This is a genomic window from Brevibacillus sp. NSP2.1 (assembly GCF_000470975.2).
Lineage (GTDB): Bacteria > Bacillota > Bacilli > Brevibacillales > Brevibacillaceae > Brevibacillus > Brevibacillus agri.
Window position 1 is genome coordinate 5,064,429 of the sequence record NZ_CP048274.1, and the last position, 16,557, is coordinate 5,080,985.

Genomic DNA, 16,557 nt, shown 5'->3' on the forward strand with positions numbered 1-16,557 from the left:
TTGGGAGAGAGTAGAGAGAAACTGTGGACGAAGGATTTCGTCCTGCTTACTGTATGCAACATGCTGTTGTTCCTCACCATCCAGATGCAGACGCCGACGTTTCCGGCCTACGTGAAGCAGGCGTATCAGGCAAACGATTTCGTCGTCAGCCTGGTCATCAGCCTGTTTTCGTTGGCAGCCGTAGTGGCACGCGCATTGACCGGGGAAGCGTTGCGAACGAAAAACAGCAAAGTCATCGCGATGCTGGCGCTGTGCACTGTCGGGATATTCAGCGCAGGCTACTACTGGGCCGGGCATATCGCCCTGTTTTTGTTTTTGCGCGTTCTCGTCGGCATCGGCTTTGGCATGGGCAGCACAGCGTTTCCGACGGTCGTGTCCAACGTCATTCCCGTCCGGCGCATCGGGGAAGGGATGGGCTACTTCGGCCTGTCCACCAGTCTGGCGATGGCGCTCGGCCCGCTGATTGGCCTTGGTATCCTGCAATCGTTCGGAATCGGCCCGATGCTTTTGACGCTCGTGCTGCTTGTGGCTGCGATTTTCCCGTTGGCGCACATGATCCGCTCCTACAGCCTGCGCATGGCGCCAGCGCCCAAAGCAGCGCCCGTCAAAGGGTTTGCCCGCTTTTTTGACAAAAAGTTGCTGCTGCCCGTCAGCCTGAATTTTTGCCTGTCCATTACGTACGGCGGAATCTTGAGCTTTCTGGCCTTGTACGGAAAAGAAACCCACATCGCCAACGTGGGCTGGTTTTTCCTCGCCAACGCACTCGCCATGATTTTGATTCGGCCTTTTTCCGGCAAGCTGTACGATCGCAAGGGCCATATCGCCGTCCTGCCGCCAGGCGCGATCTTCGTGGGCGTCAGCCTGCTGCTCCTGTCGGTGACGACCAGCGAATCGCTGCTGCTGATTTCGGCCTTTTTCTACGGACTCGGCTACGGCATGATCCAGCCGTCGATTCAAGCCTGGATGGTCAAAGTCGTCGCGCCAGAGCAGCGCGGCATGGCAAACGGCCTGTTCTTCAATTCCATCGACCTCGGCATCGCCGCAGGCTCCATGCTGCTCGGCGTGCTTGCGACTCATTCCAGCTACTCGGTCATGTACCGCTGGTCAGCCGCCTGCATGCTGTTGTTCCTCGGCGTTTACGTCTTGTCGCAGCTTGTGGCAGCCAAAGGGAAAAAGGCACGGCTGGCAGGCGAACATATCGGTCTATAAGGAAAAGGCAGTCCTCGTTCGAGCCTCATCGGCGAACGGGACTGCCTCTTTGCTTTTTTTCGGTGGTTGTTACTTTTGCTGCTGGTGCTTCATCGCTTTTGCCGCAATGTCCGTGCGGTATTGCGCTCCTTCGAACGAAATCGCCTGCACAGACGCGTACGCCGCTTCACGCGCTTGTTCGAGGTCGGCTCCGGTTCCGACTACGCCGAGCACGCGGCCGCCGCTGGTCACAATGCCTTCGTCTGTTTGCTTGGTGCCAGCATGGAATACGGTAACGCCTTCTGTCGTTTGCGCCAGGCCGTCGATCCGCTTGCCCTTCGGATAATCGCCCGGATAGCCGGGAGCTGCCATGACGACGCAGACGGCGCTTCCTTCTTTCCAGGTCACGTCCAGGCTGTCCAGCTCTCCGTTAACGGTCGCCACGAAAATGTCGAGCAAATCCGTCTCCAGCAGCGGCAAAATCACTTGCGTCTCCGGATCGCCAAAACGGGCGTTGAACTCGACCACTTTTGGTCCTTGCTCGGTAATCATCAGTCCAGTGTAGAGAATGCCTTTGAACGGAATACCGTCCTTCGCCATCCCGGACGCCATCGGCTGAACGATGGTTTTCACAATCGTATCGACCAGTTCGGCCGACATGTGCGGAACCGGGGCGTACGTCCCCATGCCGCCTGTATTCGGGCCGCGGTCGTCGTTGAAAATGCGCTTGTGATCCTGGGAGGTAATCATCGGCTTCACGGTTTCGCCGTCGACAAAGGAGAGCAGGGACAGCTCTTCGCCAAACATGCACTCCTCGATGACCACGCGCGTACCCGCTGCGCCAAAAACGCTCTCCTGCATGATCTGGCGGAGCGCTTCTTCCGCTTCCTCTACGGTCTCGGCCACGACAACGCCTTTGCCTGCGGCGAGGCCGTCAGCCTTGACGACGATGGGCGCCCCTTGCTGGCGCACATACGCGCTCGCCGATTCGTAGTCGATGAACGACTCGTAGGCAGAAGTAGGGATGTTGTAGCGTTTCATCAAGCTTTTCGCGAACGACTTGCTGCCTTCGATCATCGCCGCTTTGCCATTCGGCCCAAAGATCGGCAGGTTGCGCTCCTGGAAAAAGTCCACGATGCCGCCGAGCAGTGGATCTTCTGGTCCTACGACAGTCAAATCAATGCCTTCGTCTTTGACGAACTGGGCTAGCGCCGCAAAGTCATTGACGCCAATCGGTACGTTCTGGGCAATCTCGGCTGTGCCGCCGTTTCCCGGAGCGCAGTACACCTTTTCTACCTTCGGGCTTTGCAAAAGCTTCCAGGCAATGGCGTGTTCGCGGCCGCCGCCGCCAATTACCAATACTTTCATGGGGATATCCTCCTGTTATTGAAGGGATCTGTATGAATCAGTGCTTGAAGTGGCGCGTGCCAGTAAACACCATGGCGATGCCCGCACGGTTGCAGGCGTCGATGGATTCCTGATCGCGAATCGAGCCGCCCGGCTGAATGATCGCGGTAATTCCGGCCGCAGCCGCCGCCTCTACGGTATCTCCCATCGGGAAGAAGGCATCGGAAGCGAGCACAGCGCCTTTTGCCAGCTCTCCCGCCTGCTCGATGGCGATTTTCGCTGCGCCGACACGGTTCATTTGACCAGCGCCTACCCCGATCGTCATGTTGTCTTTTGCCAGCAAAATCGCGTTAGACTTCACGTGCTTGACAACTTTCCAGGCGAATTGCAGTTGGGCCATTTCTTCGGCTGTAGGCTTGCGGTCTGTCACGACCTGGATTTCGCTTTCTGCCAATTGCTTGTAATCGTAATCCTGAATCAGCGCGCCGCCCGCGACCGGAGCGATGCGGAACAGATTGTCCGCTTTTTTCGCTGGCTCATTCAGGGCAGGGATGCGCAAGAGACGCAGGTTCTTTTTCTCGGTCAGCACAGCCAATGCGTCTTCGGTAAAATCAGGAGCAATGATGATCTCCAGGAAAATTTCTTTCATCGCGAGCGCCGTGTCTTTGTCAATCGGGCGATTCGCCGCGACGATGCCGCCGAAAATGGATACGGGGTCCGCTTCGTACGCTTTTTGGTACGCCTGGCGAATGTCTGCGCCGATCCCCACGCCACAAGGGTTGGAGTGTTTGATCGCGACAACAGCCGGCTCGGTAAATTCACGCACAATCGCCAGAGCCGCGTCTGCGTCGTTGATGTTGTTGTAGGAAAGCTCTTTGCCGTGCAGTTGCTCCGCATAGCCGATGCTCAACTGGCTGGACAGCGGTTCGCGGTAAAAAGCGGCGCGCTGGTGCGGATTTTCGCCGTAGCGCAGGTCTTGCGCTTTTTCGTAGGTCACCGTGTAGCTCTCTGGCAACAGCTCGCCTACCTGCTCGCTCAAATAGCGCGAGATCAGGGCATCGTAGGCCGCTGTGTGACGGAATACTTTCGCTGCCAGACGACGGCGCGTTTCCAGCGTAGTATCGCCGTTTGCCTCGATTTCTTCGGCTACCTTGTCATAGTCGGCAGCGTCCACGACAACGCTCACGAACGCATGGTTTTTCGCCGCGGAGCGCAGCATCGTCGGCCCACCAATATCAATATTCTCAATCGCATCTTCGTATGTCACGTCCGGCTTGGCAATCGTTTCCTTGAATGGATACAGATTGACCACGACCAGATCGATTGTTTCGATGTTCAGGTCCTTCAACTGCTTTTGATGCGCTTCGTTGTCACGCACAGCCAAGAGGCCGCTGTGGATATTCGGATGCAGCGTTTTGACACGTCCGTCCAAAATTTCGGGAAATCCGGTCACCTCGGAAATGCCAATGACGGGAACCCCCTCTGCTTTCAAGAGAGCAGCCGTACCTCCGGTGGAAATGATCTCTACTCCGGCATCTGCCAAACGACGGGCAAACGGAATCAATCCTGTCTTGTCAGAAACGCTAATCAACGCCTTTTTCACACTCACGGATAGAACCTCCTGACTTTTAATAAGAAAACATGACGGAAAGCTTTTCGCGCCACACTAAAACACGAACATTCCTTTCATATTAAAACATAATTGTACGTTTTTATCAAGAGTTTCCTCAGCGAAAACAAACGCAGCCGCCCATGCCTGTTCGGCACTCGCGACTGCCCTGTTTCGCTCCCGACGCGGGAAGCTTACCGCTTTTTTTTGCTTCCTCCAGACAGCTTTTTCACACGCTCCGCCAGAGAAAGGTGCTTGCTTTTTCCAGCAGCCTTGGATGGCTTTTTCGGCTTGCTGCTTTTTGCCTTGACCTCTTTCGGAACCTTCGACACCAATTCTTCCATGGAGAGCGACTTTCCACTTTTCATCCGTTCCTTGACACGCTCTTTTGTCTCCTCCGGCACGTCAAGGCCCATCTCGGACAGCTCATTCATCAACTCGTCGACGTTGCCCCCGCCTTTGGGGAATTTTTGCGCGAGCTTCATAATATCGTTCAGCGTCCATTCCCGCCCTGTTCTCTTGCTTAGCTTGCCCAGCAAATCCGCAACGAAATCTCCGCTCAAATCGGCCCCTCCTCTTTTCCTGCTTCCTTTTACAGTATGTCGGGAGGGCAGATTTGGTTTGCTTTCATTCCTGTCAATCGTTGGCAGGGAAAAGCAGTCCATTTATTGACAATGATTCTCACTTTCATTAACATAAATGGTACGATTACATGCATCTGCCCGGAGGCTTACATGAAGTCAACTCGCCATCAGCTTTTTTCTCCACCAGTTGACGCTTTCTTAGGCTCCTCATCCTCCGCCTTGCACGAAGCCTTGCTGCAGCCCATTCTGGAGCATATGGAGGCAGGCGTGACTGTCTACGGGTTGGATGGACGCATCCCTTTTTTCAAAGAGGCAGCCAAACGCTTTGGCATGTCCGAGCCCATAGACTTGCATGAACGAACGTACGGCTCCTATTCGTTTTACCATCCCGACGGCAGCACTCCCGTATCGTTTGCGGAGTTGCCGTCTGTTCGCGTGTTGCACCAAGAAAATGTCTACAATCAGGAGATTTGGGTACAGCCGCCCGGAAAAGCTGTCTCCATCCTCGTCGCCAACGGCAAGCTGCTGTACGCTTCCAGCGGGGAGCCTGTCGGGGCCTTGATCGTCACGCACGACATTACGGAGCGCAAGTGGGCCCAGCAGCGGCTGGAGGTGAGCGAGCAGCGCTACAAGTCGCTGTTTGAGCACAACCCGGACATCGTCTGCTGGCTGGATCTGTCCGGCCGGTTTTTGAACGTCAATCCGGCTTTCGAGAGCGTGACGGGCTACACGATGAGCGATCTGCGCAACCAGTCCTTCCAGCGGCTTTTGAACCGGGAAGGCGTCCGACGCGTCCTCTCCATGTCCCGCACGATTCAGCAGGGCGCATCGGATAACTACGATATTTCCGCCTTTCATCAAAACGGCACGCAAATCGAGCTGAACGTCACCGTCGTTCCCATCGTGGTCAGCCAAAACGTGGTCGGATATTTTGTCATTGCCAAGGACATTACGAAGCGCAAGCAGACAGAAGAGACAGGGCAGATCGTCCCGATCGGTCGCTGGGTGCTGGAAATGGCCTGCCAGCAATGCGTGAAGTGGCAGCAGCAAGGCTTGCCGCCCGTTCGCCTCGCCGTCAACTTGTCCATGCGCCAGCTTCAGGACAAGCAGTTGGTGCCGATGGTCCAGCAAATTTTGCAAAAAACCGGGCTGCATCCGCGCTATCTGGAGTTGGAGATTACGGAGAGCATCGCCATGCACAGGCTCGATGCCGTCATCCCGCGTCTGCAAACGCTACAGGCAATGGGCATCCAGATTTCCATTGATGACTTTGGCACGGGCTACAGCTCGCTCAGTTGCTTGCAGCTTTTGCCGATCAACTCCTTGAAGATCGACCAGTCGTTTATGCGCAACATGACGGACTCGTCGTCTCACATGCCGATCGTGACCGCCATCGCGGCCATGGCGCACAGCCTGCAGCTCTCGCTCGTGGCCGAAGGCGTCGAGACGGCGAAGCAGCTCGCTTTTTTGCGTTCGCTTGGCTGCCTGACGGTGCAGGGCTATTTTTTCAGCAAGCCCGTTCCGGCGGATGAACGAGAAGCTGCTGGCGGGCAATTAGCGCTACCAGTTTTGATAGCTGGCTTTGTTCTTTGATTTCTCATACACCCACTCGTCTATGGCCCGCTTCGAGAAGCGGTAAATCCCATTGATTTGAATCGCTGGAAGCTGCTTGTCTTCCAGCAATTTGGACAGCACCTGATCGGTTATTCCCAAATAGACAGCGACTTCATCCGCGTTCATGATTTGCTTTTCTACTGAATGCACAGACTGGTTCAGATCATTCAGTCGATTGTCGAAGGACGTGAGGGCAGTCGCAATCTCTGCCGTATTGTGGGTGGCTGAATCAGCATAGGCAGAAATACTTCTGGTAGCGTCGGCAATCATCCACGCGCCGACCAGCATGACGAGACTTACGATCAGGACTGCTCTTGTCATCGGTTCTTTCATCATTCTCCCTCCCTTTCTCAATTGTAACAGAAAAAGGAAAAAGACCAGCACATCTATCCTGTGCCGGTCTTTCTTTTGACGCTATGCTATCACCTGAACTTGCCGCCCTGTAACCTGCACCCGGCCTTCCGCCAGCATGCCGATGACTTCCACCAGCAGCCCGTGCTCCACCTCGTGGATGCGCGCTGCCAGCGTCTCGGCCGTGTCGTTGTCATGCACTGCTACGGGAACCTGGGCGATGATCGGACCCGTATCGAGACCGGCATCGACCAGATGGACCGTTACCCCCGTTATCTTTACCCCGTAAGCGAGTGCCTGGCCGATCGCGTCCTTGCCTGGAAAAGCAGGCAAGAGCGACGGATGCAGGTTGATGATTTTTCCTTCGTAAGCGGACAGCAGCGTCTCTCCTACCAACCGCATGTAGCCTGCCAGCACGACCAGAGAAATCTCGCGCTTTTGCAGCTCTGCGACAATCTCCGCTTCAAACGCTGCCTTGCTGGCATACTCCTTCGGTTGGAACACAAAAGCTTCGATTCCCAAACGTTCGGCGCGCTCCAGCACCTTCGCCTGCGGCTTGTCGCAGACGAGCAGGGCGACTTCCACGCCCGGCAGCCGTCCTGCCTGAACAGCCTGCGCGATCGCTTCGAAGTTGGAGCCGCTGCCTGAGGCGAAAATGGCCAGCTTTCTCACCATTCCACCCCGTTGTACACGACTTTGCGCTCACCCGCCTGAATGTTTCCGATCAGGTACGGCTGCTCGCCGAGCTCTTGCAGCTTTTCCATGACGCTCACCGCATCCGCTTCCTTCACGACCAAGATCATGCCGATGCCCATGTTGAACGTTTTGTACATGTCCGGGAAGGAAATGTTTCCGGCTTCCTGTACGAGCGAAAAGATCGGCAGAACAGGCCAGGAGCCGACGTTGATGACCGCTTGCGTGTTTTCCGGGAGCACGCGCGGGATGTTTTCCGTAAAGCCGCCGCCTGTGATGTGAGCCAAAGCCTTGACTTCATGCGATTCCAGCACAGCCAGTACTTGCTTCACGTAGATGCGGGTCGGCGTCAGCAGTTCCTCGCCGAGCTTTTTGCCGAGGACGTCTACATGGTCGTGCAAAGACATGCCCTTGTCGGCCAAAAGCACCTTGCGCACGAGCGAGAAGCCGTTGCTGTGCACGCCGCTCGACGCCAGCCCGATCAGCACGTCGCCTGCTGCTACGTTCGCACCCGTAATCATTTTGCTCTCGTCGACAACCCCTACGGTAAATCCGGCGATGTCGTATTCGCCCTCAGCGTACATGCCTGGCATTTCCGCCGTCTCCCCGCCGATCAGCGAGCAACCGGACTGGGCGCAGCCTTCTGCGATCCCGCTTACGATCGCTTCGATTTTTTCCGGGATCACCTTGTCTACTGCCAGGTAGTCGAGGAAAAAGAGCGGCTCCGCGCCCTGCACCACGACGTCGTTGACGCACATCGCGACGGCGTCGATCCCGATCGTGTCGTGTTTGTCCATGGCAAAAGCCAGCTTCAGCTTGGTGCCTACCCCATCGGTACCCGATACCAGAATCGGCTTTTCGTATTTTTTCGTGTCCAGACGGAACAACGCTCCGAAGCCGCCCAAATCGGTCAGCACTTCGGGGCGGAATGTCCGCTTCACGTGTTTTTTCATGCGTTCGACGGCTTCGTTCCCCGCGTCGATGTCGACACCCGCTTGTTTATATGCTTCACTCATCGTTTCTCCCCCTTACAAGAGGTTGCTTGTATTAGCACTTGGACGCTGGTAGCGCCTCTTCAAATTCAATCTCGGTCGGATACTCTCCGGTAAAGCAGGCGAGGCAATGCCCTTTGTTCGGAGCGGAATCCTGGCGGCCAATCGCTTCGATCATGCCTTCTACAGACAGGAAGGCCAAGGAATCGGCTTCAATGATCTGGCGAATTTCCTCTACCGATTTGGTCGCGGCAATCAGTTCGTCACGCGTGGAGGTGTCGATGCCGTAAAAGCACGAGTTCATGACAGGCGGAGAGCTGATGCGCACGTGTACTTCCTTGGCGCCAGCCTCGCGCAGCATGCGGACAATGCGGTTGCTCGTCGTGCCGCGCACGATGGAATCGTCAATCATGACGACGCGCTTGCCTTCGACTACTTTGCGAACCGCCGACAGCTTGAGGTACACCGCGCGCTCGCGCAGCTCCTGGCTCGGCTGGATGAACGTCCGGCCTACATAACGGTTTTTGATTAAGCCGATCTCGTACGGAATGCCTGTCGCTTCCGCAAAGCCGATCGCGGCGGAAATGCTGGAGTCCGGCACGCCTGTGACTACATCGGCGTCAATTGCCGATTCCAGAGCGAGCTGCTTGCCCAGCCGTTTGCGGGCCATGTGGACGTTGATGCCGTCGATGTCGCTGTCCGGGCGGGCGAAGTAAATGTATTCGAACGTACAGATCGAGCGTTGTGTCGTCTCGGTGTGCTTCGTCTCGGTGATGCCATCCTGGTCGATGACGATCATTTCCCCTGGCTGCACGTCGCGCCAATACTCGGCACCGATGATGTCAAACGCACAGGTTTCGGAGGCGACTGTCACCGCGTCGCCCAGTCGGCCGAGCGACAGCGGACGCAGGCCGTTCGGATCGAGTGCGATCACGAGCTGCTTCTCGTTCATGACGAGCAGCGCATACGCGCCCTTGATGTGCTGCAACGCGTCTTTTACCGCACCTGGCAGGTCGCGGCGCTCGGAGCGTGCGATCAGATGCGCGATCACCTCGGTGTCGCTGGTCGTCTGGAAAATCGACCCTTTTGCTTCCAGCTCTTTGCGCAGGACGGCCGCATTGACGAGGTTACCGTTATGGGCAACAGCCATGCTGCCTTGCGCGTAGCGGAAAAACAGCGGCTGGGCATTTTCAATCTTGCTGGAGCCGGCAGTCGTATAGCGGGTGTGGCCGATGGCGATGTGACCGCGGAATTTTTCCAGGTCGCCTTTGCCAAACGCTTCCGATACAAGCCCCATTCCGCGGTGCTTATACCACTTCTCGCCGTCGGAGGCGCAGATACCTGCGCTCTCCTGACCGCGATGCTGAAGGGCGTGCAGACCGAGATAAGTCAGTTGGGATGCTTCCTTATGGTTGTAGATGCCAAAGACGCCGCATTCTTCGTTAAGTTTGTCCCAGATTACCCGATCAAACATGGAATCGCATCCTTCCAGGCTGCTTTCACCTCTTGAATCGAAGCGTTGATCGCTTCTGCACCGTTCACGTTCACTACCAGACGATCGCCGCCGATCGTACCGATTTTTTCAGCCGGTACGCCATGCTCACCTGCCAATGCGAGGATCGCTTCCGCCTGCTCAGGGCTTGCGCTGAGCAAAATGCGGGATTGGGATTCGCTGAACAACAGTACATCGCTTCGCAGTTCGGAGCTAAGCTCGACTTGAGCGCCGATGCCTTTGCCGAAGCAAGACTCTGCCAGAGCCACGCCGAGACCGCCTTCGGACAGGTCGTGAGCGGAGTTGACCAAGCCTTTGCGGATCGCTGTGAGCACGAGCTTTTGTACAGCGGCTTCCTTGTTCAGATCAATTTGCGGAGGACGGCCGGAGATGGAGCCTGTTGCGAGCTTTTGATACTCGCTGCCGCCCAGCTCTGCGAACGTTTCGCCGAGCAGGATGATCGCGTCGCCTTCGTTTTTGAAGTCTTGGGTCGTAATATGGTCAACATCGGTAATCAGACCGACCATGCCGACGGTTGGAGTCGGATAGATCGCGTCACCGCTGCGTTCGTTGTAAAAAGATACGTTGCCGCCGATCACAGGCGCGTCGAGTGCCACGCACGCCTCGCTCATGCCTTCGCACGCTTTCTCGAACTGCCAGAACACTTCCGGCTTTTCCGGGCTGCCGAAGTTGAGGCAGTCGGTGATCGCCAGCGGCTCGGCACCGGAGCAGACCACGTTGCGAGCGGATTCCGCTACAGCGATGGCGCCGCCCACTTTTGGATCGAGGTAGACGTAGCGTCCGTTGCAATCTGTAGTCATGGCAAGCGCCTTGCGCGTACCGCGCACCATGACAACCGCCGCGTCAGAGCCAGGCTTGACCGCTGTGTTTGCCCGCACGATGTGGTCGTATTGCTCGTACACCCACGCCTTGTTGGCAACAGTCGGCTGTGCCAGAATGCTTTTCAGCGTCTCGTTCAAATCTTTCGGCTCCTGGATGGCAGCGAGCACGTCTACATTCGCGTTTGCCTCGTAGTAAGCAGGTACTGCGGATGGACGGTGGTAGACAGGCGCGTCATCAGCCAGGCTGTTTACTGGCACTTCTGCCACGACTTCGCCTTTGTGCAGCAGGCGCAGCTTGCTGTCTTCCGTTACTTTGCCCACGACAGCGGACGCCAAGCCCCACTTGTCAAAAATAGCAATGGCTTCTGCTTCCTTGCCTTTTTCCACGACGACGAGCATGCGCTCCTGGGACTCGGACAGCATCATCTCGTAAGCGGACATTCCCGCTTCACGCTGTGGCACGAGGTCGAGGTTCATCTCGATTCCGTTTCCTGCCTTGGACGCCATCTCGGAGCTGGAGCTGGTCAAGCCAGCCGCGCCCATGTCCTGAATCCCGACGACGATTCCTGTGTCGATCAACTCCAGGCACGCTTCAAGCAAAAGTTTTTCCATGAACGGGTCGCCCACTTGTACCGCCGGACGCTTTTTCTCCGATTCCTCTGTCAGCTCCTCGGACGCAAACGTTGCGCCGTGAATCCCGTCGCGGCCTGTGCTTGCGCCGACGTAGATGACAGGGTTGCCGATACCGGAGGCTACCCCTTTTTGAATTTTTTCGTGGTCGATGAGGCCCACGCACATCGCATTGACGAGCGGGTTGCCTTCATACGTAGGGTCGAAGTTCACTTCTCCGCCCACGGTAGGAATCCCGATGCAGTTTCCGTAACCGGCGATACCAGCCACCACGTGTTCAAACAAATATTTGACGCGCGGCGTTTTCAGCTCCCCGAAGCGAAGCGAGTTGAGCAGGGCGATTGGACGCGCGCCCATGGAAAACACGTCGCGGATAATGCCGCCCACGCCAGTCGCTGCGCCCTGGTACGGCTCGATAGCAGACGGGTGGTTGTGGCTTTCGATTTTGAAAACAACTGCCTGATTGTCGCCGATGTCCACGATCCCTGCGCCTTCGCCTGGACCTTGCAGCACGCGAGGACCTTTTGTCGGGAACTTGCGCAGGACAGGCTTGGAGTTTTTGTAGGAGCAGTGCTCAGACCACATCACGCTGTACAGACCTGTCTCTGTCCAGTTCGGCTGGCGTCCCAAAATATTGACAACACGTTGGTATTCTTCGTCAGTCAGCCCGATTTCGCGATAGAGCTTCTGATCGGCAATTTGTTCTGCGGTCGGTTCTTTATGCGTGAGTTGTGACACTGTTTTGTTCCCTCCACGTCTTCAGGATCGAGGTAAACATGCGGCGTCCGTCATCGGAAGTCATCCATTTGTGGACAGCGCGCTCAGGGTGAGGCATCATGCCGAGCACATTGCCGCGCTCGTTGCAAATGCCTGCAATATCGTCAATCGAACCATTCGGGTTCTCGCCGCTGTAGCGGAATACGATCTGCTTGCCTGCTTTCAGCTTCGCAAGCGTCTCTTCATCACAGTAGTAGTTTCCTTCGCCGTGCGCGATCGGAATCTGAATTTCTTCCCCGGCCGCGTAGTCGCGGGTAAACGGGGTATCGTTGTTGTCTACGCGCAGGCCGGACAGCTTGCAGGCGAATTTGAGGGAACGGTTGCGCAAAAGCGCTCCTGGCAACAGCCCTACCTCCGTGAGAATTTGGAAGCCGTTACAGATTCCCATCACCAGCTTGCCTTCCTCCGCTGCCTTGACCACCTGCTCCATGACAGGCGAAAAGCGAGCGACCGCGCCACAGCGCAAATAGTCTCCATAGGAGAAACCGCCCGGCAAAAGAATCACGTCATACCCGGACAAATCTGTCTCGGAATGCCATACGTAATCGACCGGCACTCCCATTACGTCTTCAACTGCGTTATACAAATCTACGTCGGCATTGGAGCCTGGAAAGACGATAACCGCTACTCGCATGTCCTTAGCCCTCCACGATTTCAAAGCGATAGTCTTCAACCACCGTATTGGCCAACAGCTTTTCGCACATCTCACGTACACGCTCTTCTGCCTGCGCACGGTCCGCTGAGTTCAGCGTAAGCTCCATGTACTTCCCGATCCGCGCATTGTTTACTTCGTCAAAACCAAGGGTGTGCAGAGCCCCTTTTACAGCGTGGCCTTGCGGGTCCAAAACGCTCTCGCGCAGCGTTACATAAACAACAGCTTTAAACATGTACGTCTCCTCCCAGTCTCTTCAGCATTTCTTGGTACGCTTCTTCTACATTGCCCAAATCACGACGGAAGCGGTCTTTGTCCAGCTTCTCTTTTGTTACCGAGTCCCAGAAACGGCATGTATCCGGGGATATTTCATCGGCGAGGAGGATCTCCCCGTCCGGCGTTCTTCCAAATTCCAGTTTAAAATCGACCAGGGTGATGTTGCGCTCGGCGAGGTAAGGCACGAGAACCTCGTTTACAGCCAGCCCCATGCGCTCAAGCGTCGCCAGGTCACTTTCGCTCGCAATTCCCAACACTTTGATATGGGACGGGTTCACCAACGGGTCGCCCAATGCGTCGTCCTTGTAGTAAAACTCGACAACCGGCTGCGGGAGAACGGTGCCCTCTTCCATGCCAAGGCGTTTGGCGAGCGAGCCTGCCGCGATATTGCGGACAACGACCTCCAAAGGAATGATCTCCACTTTGCGGACAACCTGCTCGGTTGCGGACAGCAGGCGGACAAAATGGTTGTCGATGCCTTTCTCCTTTAGCATGGTGAAAAAGATAGCGGTAATGCGGTTGTTCAGCTCACCTTTTCCGGTGATTTGCGCCCGCTTCTCTCCGTTGAATGCTGTTGCGTCGTCTTTATACTCTACCCAGTATTGCTCAGGCTCAGATGTCCGATAAATACGTTTCGCCTTACCTTCGTAGAGTTGTTCCTGTTTTTCCACTGTAGGAGTCACCTTCCCAGATAAAAAGGTTGAGTTGCGATTAATTCACGAACGATTCAACTACATTAAAACACAAACATACGCATTTATCAACGAAAAAAGCGTGAACAGACTTCGACAAACGTTCGGAAATTGTTGCATAATCGGATGTTAAACTTTCGTTAACATTCGTTTACGCGTTATTCATATCAGTTTTACATCCCGTTCTATGCGGCCGTTCCCCGTCGCTGGAAGAGCCGCTCATGCTTTTTTTCCGCAGCCTGTCCCCCGTTTTCCCGCTGCCGGAAGACCCTTTTGCCGTCTTTGTGTTACACTGTTTTTGGTACAACCTACACGTGAAAGAAGGAATATCAGATGTTTCCCTTTGAAGTATCTTTTCCTACCCATATCTACTTCGGCATGGGCGAACTTGCGCGTTTGGGCCAGGCAGCGAAAACTCTCGGCAACAAGGCGCTTCTCGTCACGGGTGGCAGCGCAGCCAAGCGCACGGGGCTTCTCGACCGCGCGATTACGCTTTTGCAAGAAGCGCAAGTAGCCTTTGCTCTCTTTGACAAAATCGAACCGAATCCGCGCACGGCTACCGTCGATGCCGGGGCAGCGCTCGCCCGGAAAGAACAGTGCGACTTCGTGCTGGCGCTCGGCGGCGGCTCGGTCATGGATGCTGCCAAAGCGATTGCAGCCGCAGCGCTTTCCGGCCGTCCGATCTACGACTACATGCGCGGCAATCCGAGCGGCACAGGCAAATGGCTGGTACCTGTGCAGGAGGCGCTCCCTCTCCTGACGGTTCCGACAGTAGCCGCTACCGGATCGGAAGCGAACAACATCAGCGTCCTGACCCATTGGGAGACGCACGAAAAATCTTCCATCAACGGCCCGGCTCTCTTCCCGAAAATCGCCATTCTCGACCCGTCCATCACCTTTACGGTTCCTGCGCGCGTCACAGCGGAAGCTTGCGCAGATATTTTTTCCCATCTGTTTGAAACCTATCTCATCAGCGCGGACAAAACAAACGTGCAGGACGGGATTACCGAAACGCTCATCCGGCTTGTCGCCGAGCATTCCCTCACAGCCATTCGCCATCCGGATCACGAGGAAGCCCGCTCCACTCTGCTATGGGCGAGCACGCTGGGCATCAGTCCGTTCGCAAACGCCGGACGCGGCGCAGGCATGCCTCTGCACGGCATCGAGCACCCGCTGAGCGGAATATACGACATGGCCCACGGTCGCGGCCTGGCGATTTTGTCCATCCCTTACTTCGAGCAGGTTATTTTGCCGCTTCGCCCGGAACGGCTGGCGCGCATGGGCCGTCACTGCTTCGGCGTCACCGCGGAAGACGAAGGCGCTGCAGCGCGCGCGACTATCGCCGCTGTTTCACGCTGGTACGAAAGCATGGGCATCACCGAACGACTCTCCGACTTCGGCGTGACCGAGGACGCCTTGCCGAAAATGGCCGAAGAAGCCGTCACCATCGGCGGACGCGGCGCAGGCTACCTGGCCAGCGCCAAAAAGCTGAACGCAGATGACGTCATCGCCATCTATCGAGCGTGCTTGTAAACGTCGAACATACTGGCAAGCCCGCTCTTTCCTGTGCGATAATACGATTAATAAAAATTTTTTTACTATATGGAGGTCGTACATATGGCAGATCCACGTATCAACGAACTGGCCAGCCGTCTCGTCCGCTACTCTCTCAACCTGCAAAAAGGGGAAAAGGTCCTGATCGAAAACACTGGCCTGCAACCCGAGCTTGTACGCGCACTCGTCCGCGAATCGTTTGCGGTCGGCGCTCTGCCGCTCGTGACTCTAAAAGACCAGGAAGTTTTGCGCGCGCTCTACCAGGGCACCAGTGAAGAACACATGGCCTTAATGGCGAAGTACGAATACGAGCGGATGAAAGACATGGACGCGTACATCGCGATCCGCGCTTACGAGAACATCAACGAGTTCGCCGACGTTCCGGAAGACAAGATGGGCATTTATTCCCGCATCCTGTACCAGCCTGTGCATACAAACGAACGCGTGCCAAACAAGCGCTGGGTCGTTCTGCGCTACCCGAACAAATCGATGGCGCAACTGTCCAACATGAGCCTGGAAGGCTTCGAGGACTTCTATTTCTCCGTGTGCAACCTGGACTACGCGAAAATGTCCCAGGCCATGACTCCGCTGAAAGAGCTGATGGAGCGCACCGACCGCGTCCGCATCGTCGGACCGAAAACAGACCTGCGCTTTTCCATCAAAGGCATCAACGCGGTCAAATGCGACGGCAAACGCAACATTCCGGACGGTGAAGTGTACACAGCGCCTGTCCGCGACTCTGTAGAGGGCACCATCTACTACAACGCGGCTACCAACTACCGCGGCATGTCCTTTACCGATGTGCAGTTCACCTTCAAGCAAGGAAAAATCGTGGAAGCGACCAGCTCCAACACAAAAGCGCTGAATGACATTCTCGACACGGATGAAGGCGCTCGCTACATTGGGGAGTTTGCAATTGGCTTCAATCCGCACATTCTCCACCCAATGCTCGACATCCTGTTCGACGAGAAGATCGCAGGCAGCTTCCACTTCACGCCTGGCAACGCCTACACAGTAGCAGACAACGGAAACCGTTCCTCTGTCCACTGGGATCTGGTACAAATCCAGCGCCCTGAATACGGCGGCGGCGAAATCTGGTTCGACGACGTGCTGATTCGAAAAGACGGCCGCTTTGTCCTGCCGGAGTTGGAAGGCTTGAACCCGGAAAATCTGGTGTAGGGCCATACCGTATAGCACGTCTGGCACGAAGAATGGATAGGCTTCAGAGAGCATCTGAAACCCTATCCATTTTTTCATGCTCATA

The 16,557-nt window shown here is 56.0% G+C and carries 15 protein-coding genes; 4 read left to right on the top strand and 11 right to left on the bottom strand.

What is annotated here, in order from left to right:
* Nucleotides 1–1,209: an MFS transporter gene (locus M655_RS24705; protein WP_007787151.1), complete on the top strand. Its 1,209-nt coding sequence runs from the start codon at nt 1–3 to the stop codon at nt 1,207–1,209.
* A 69-nt stretch (nt 1,210–1,278) separates the two neighbouring features.
* Here the strand turns inward: M655_RS24705 and purD are convergent, their stop codons facing one another.
* The 3 genes from purD to M655_RS24720 form a co-directional block, all read right to left on the bottom strand.
* Complete coding sequence (gene purD / locus M655_RS24710) at nt 1,279–2,556, bottom strand: phosphoribosylamine--glycine ligase (protein WP_005826773.1); 1,278 nt, start codon at nt 2,554–2,556, stop codon at nt 1,279–1,281.
* Nucleotides 2,557–2,593: 37 nt separating this feature from the next.
* Nucleotides 2,594–4,144, bottom strand: coding sequence for a bifunctional phosphoribosylaminoimidazolecarboxamide formyltransferase/IMP cyclohydrolase (purH, locus tag M655_RS24715; RefSeq protein WP_005826771.1), 1,551 nt, complete (start codon nt 4,142–4,144; stop codon nt 2,594–2,596).
* 194 nt (nt 4,145–4,338) lie between these two features.
* Nucleotides 4,339–4,707 (bottom strand): hypothetical protein, encoded by a 369-nt coding sequence (locus tag M655_RS24720; RefSeq protein WP_005826769.1) that lies wholly within the window; start codon nt 4,705–4,707, stop codon nt 4,339–4,341.
* A 171-nt stretch (nt 4,708–4,878) separates the two neighbouring features.
* Between M655_RS24720 and M655_RS24725 the strand changes: the two genes are divergently transcribed.
* Nucleotides 4,879–6,321: a sensor domain-containing protein gene (locus M655_RS24725; RefSeq protein ID WP_174435206.1), complete on the top strand. Its 1,443-nt coding sequence runs from the start codon at nt 4,879–4,881 to the stop codon at nt 6,319–6,321.
* Here the strand turns inward: M655_RS24725 and M655_RS24730 are convergent.
* The 8 genes from M655_RS24730 to purC form a co-directional block, all read right to left on the bottom strand.
* Nucleotides 6,289–6,675 carry a helix-turn-helix domain-containing protein gene (locus tag M655_RS24730; protein WP_005826765.1) on the bottom strand — a complete coding sequence of 129 codons (387 nt, stop codon included), beginning with the start codon at nt 6,673–6,675 and terminating at the stop codon, nt 6,289–6,291. The genes M655_RS24725 and M655_RS24730 overlap by 33 nt on opposite strands.
* An 81-nt stretch (nt 6,676–6,756) precedes the next feature.
* On the bottom strand, nt 6,757–7,368 hold the full coding sequence (gene purN, locus M655_RS24735) for a phosphoribosylglycinamide formyltransferase (protein WP_005826763.1): 612 nt from the start codon (nt 7,366–7,368) through the stop codon (nt 6,757–6,759).
* Nucleotides 7,362–8,402 (bottom strand): phosphoribosylformylglycinamidine cyclo-ligase, encoded by a 1,041-nt coding sequence (purM, locus tag M655_RS24740; RefSeq protein WP_005826762.1) that lies wholly within the window; start codon nt 8,400–8,402, stop codon nt 7,362–7,364. The genes purN and purM overlap by 7 nt, the downstream gene beginning before the upstream one ends.
* A 31-nt stretch (nt 8,403–8,433) precedes the next feature.
* Entirely contained in the window at nt 8,434–9,852 is a 1,419-nt protein-coding gene (purF, locus tag M655_RS24745) for an amidophosphoribosyltransferase (RefSeq protein WP_005826760.1), read from the bottom strand.
* Nucleotides 9,837–12,080 (bottom strand): phosphoribosylformylglycinamidine synthase subunit PurL, encoded by a 2,244-nt coding sequence (gene purL, locus M655_RS24750; protein ID WP_026558322.1) that lies wholly within the window; start codon nt 12,078–12,080, stop codon nt 9,837–9,839. Before purL ends, purF begins: the two co-directional genes overlap by 16 nt.
* Entirely contained in the window at nt 12,061–12,753 is a 693-nt protein-coding gene (purQ, locus tag M655_RS24755) for a phosphoribosylformylglycinamidine synthase subunit PurQ (RefSeq protein WP_005826757.1), read from the bottom strand. The genes purL and purQ overlap by 20 nt, the downstream gene beginning before the upstream one ends.
* Before the next feature lie 4 nt (nt 12,754–12,757).
* Nucleotides 12,758–13,006 (bottom strand): phosphoribosylformylglycinamidine synthase subunit PurS, encoded by a 249-nt coding sequence (gene purS, locus M655_RS24760; RefSeq protein ID WP_026558323.1) that lies wholly within the window; start codon nt 13,004–13,006, stop codon nt 12,758–12,760.
* Nucleotides 12,999–13,718 (bottom strand): phosphoribosylaminoimidazolesuccinocarboxamide synthase, encoded by a 720-nt coding sequence (gene purC, locus M655_RS24765; protein WP_005826753.1) that lies wholly within the window; start codon nt 13,716–13,718, stop codon nt 12,999–13,001. The genes purS and purC overlap by 8 nt, the downstream gene beginning before the upstream one ends.
* 354 nt (nt 13,719–14,072) lie before the next feature.
* Here purC and M655_RS24770 point away from each other — a divergent pair, with 354 nt between their 5' ends.
* Together M655_RS24770 and M655_RS24775 are read left to right on the top strand one after the other, a co-directional pair.
* Nucleotides 14,073–15,272, top strand: coding sequence for an iron-containing alcohol dehydrogenase (locus M655_RS24770; RefSeq protein ID WP_005826751.1), 1,200 nt, complete (start codon nt 14,073–14,075; stop codon nt 15,270–15,272).
* Between the two features lie 84 nt (nt 15,273–15,356).
* Nucleotides 15,357–16,472 (top strand): aminopeptidase, encoded by a 1,116-nt coding sequence (locus tag M655_RS24775; RefSeq protein WP_026558324.1) that lies wholly within the window; start codon nt 15,357–15,359, stop codon nt 16,470–16,472.
* Nucleotides 16,473–16,557 lie beyond the last annotated feature (85 nt).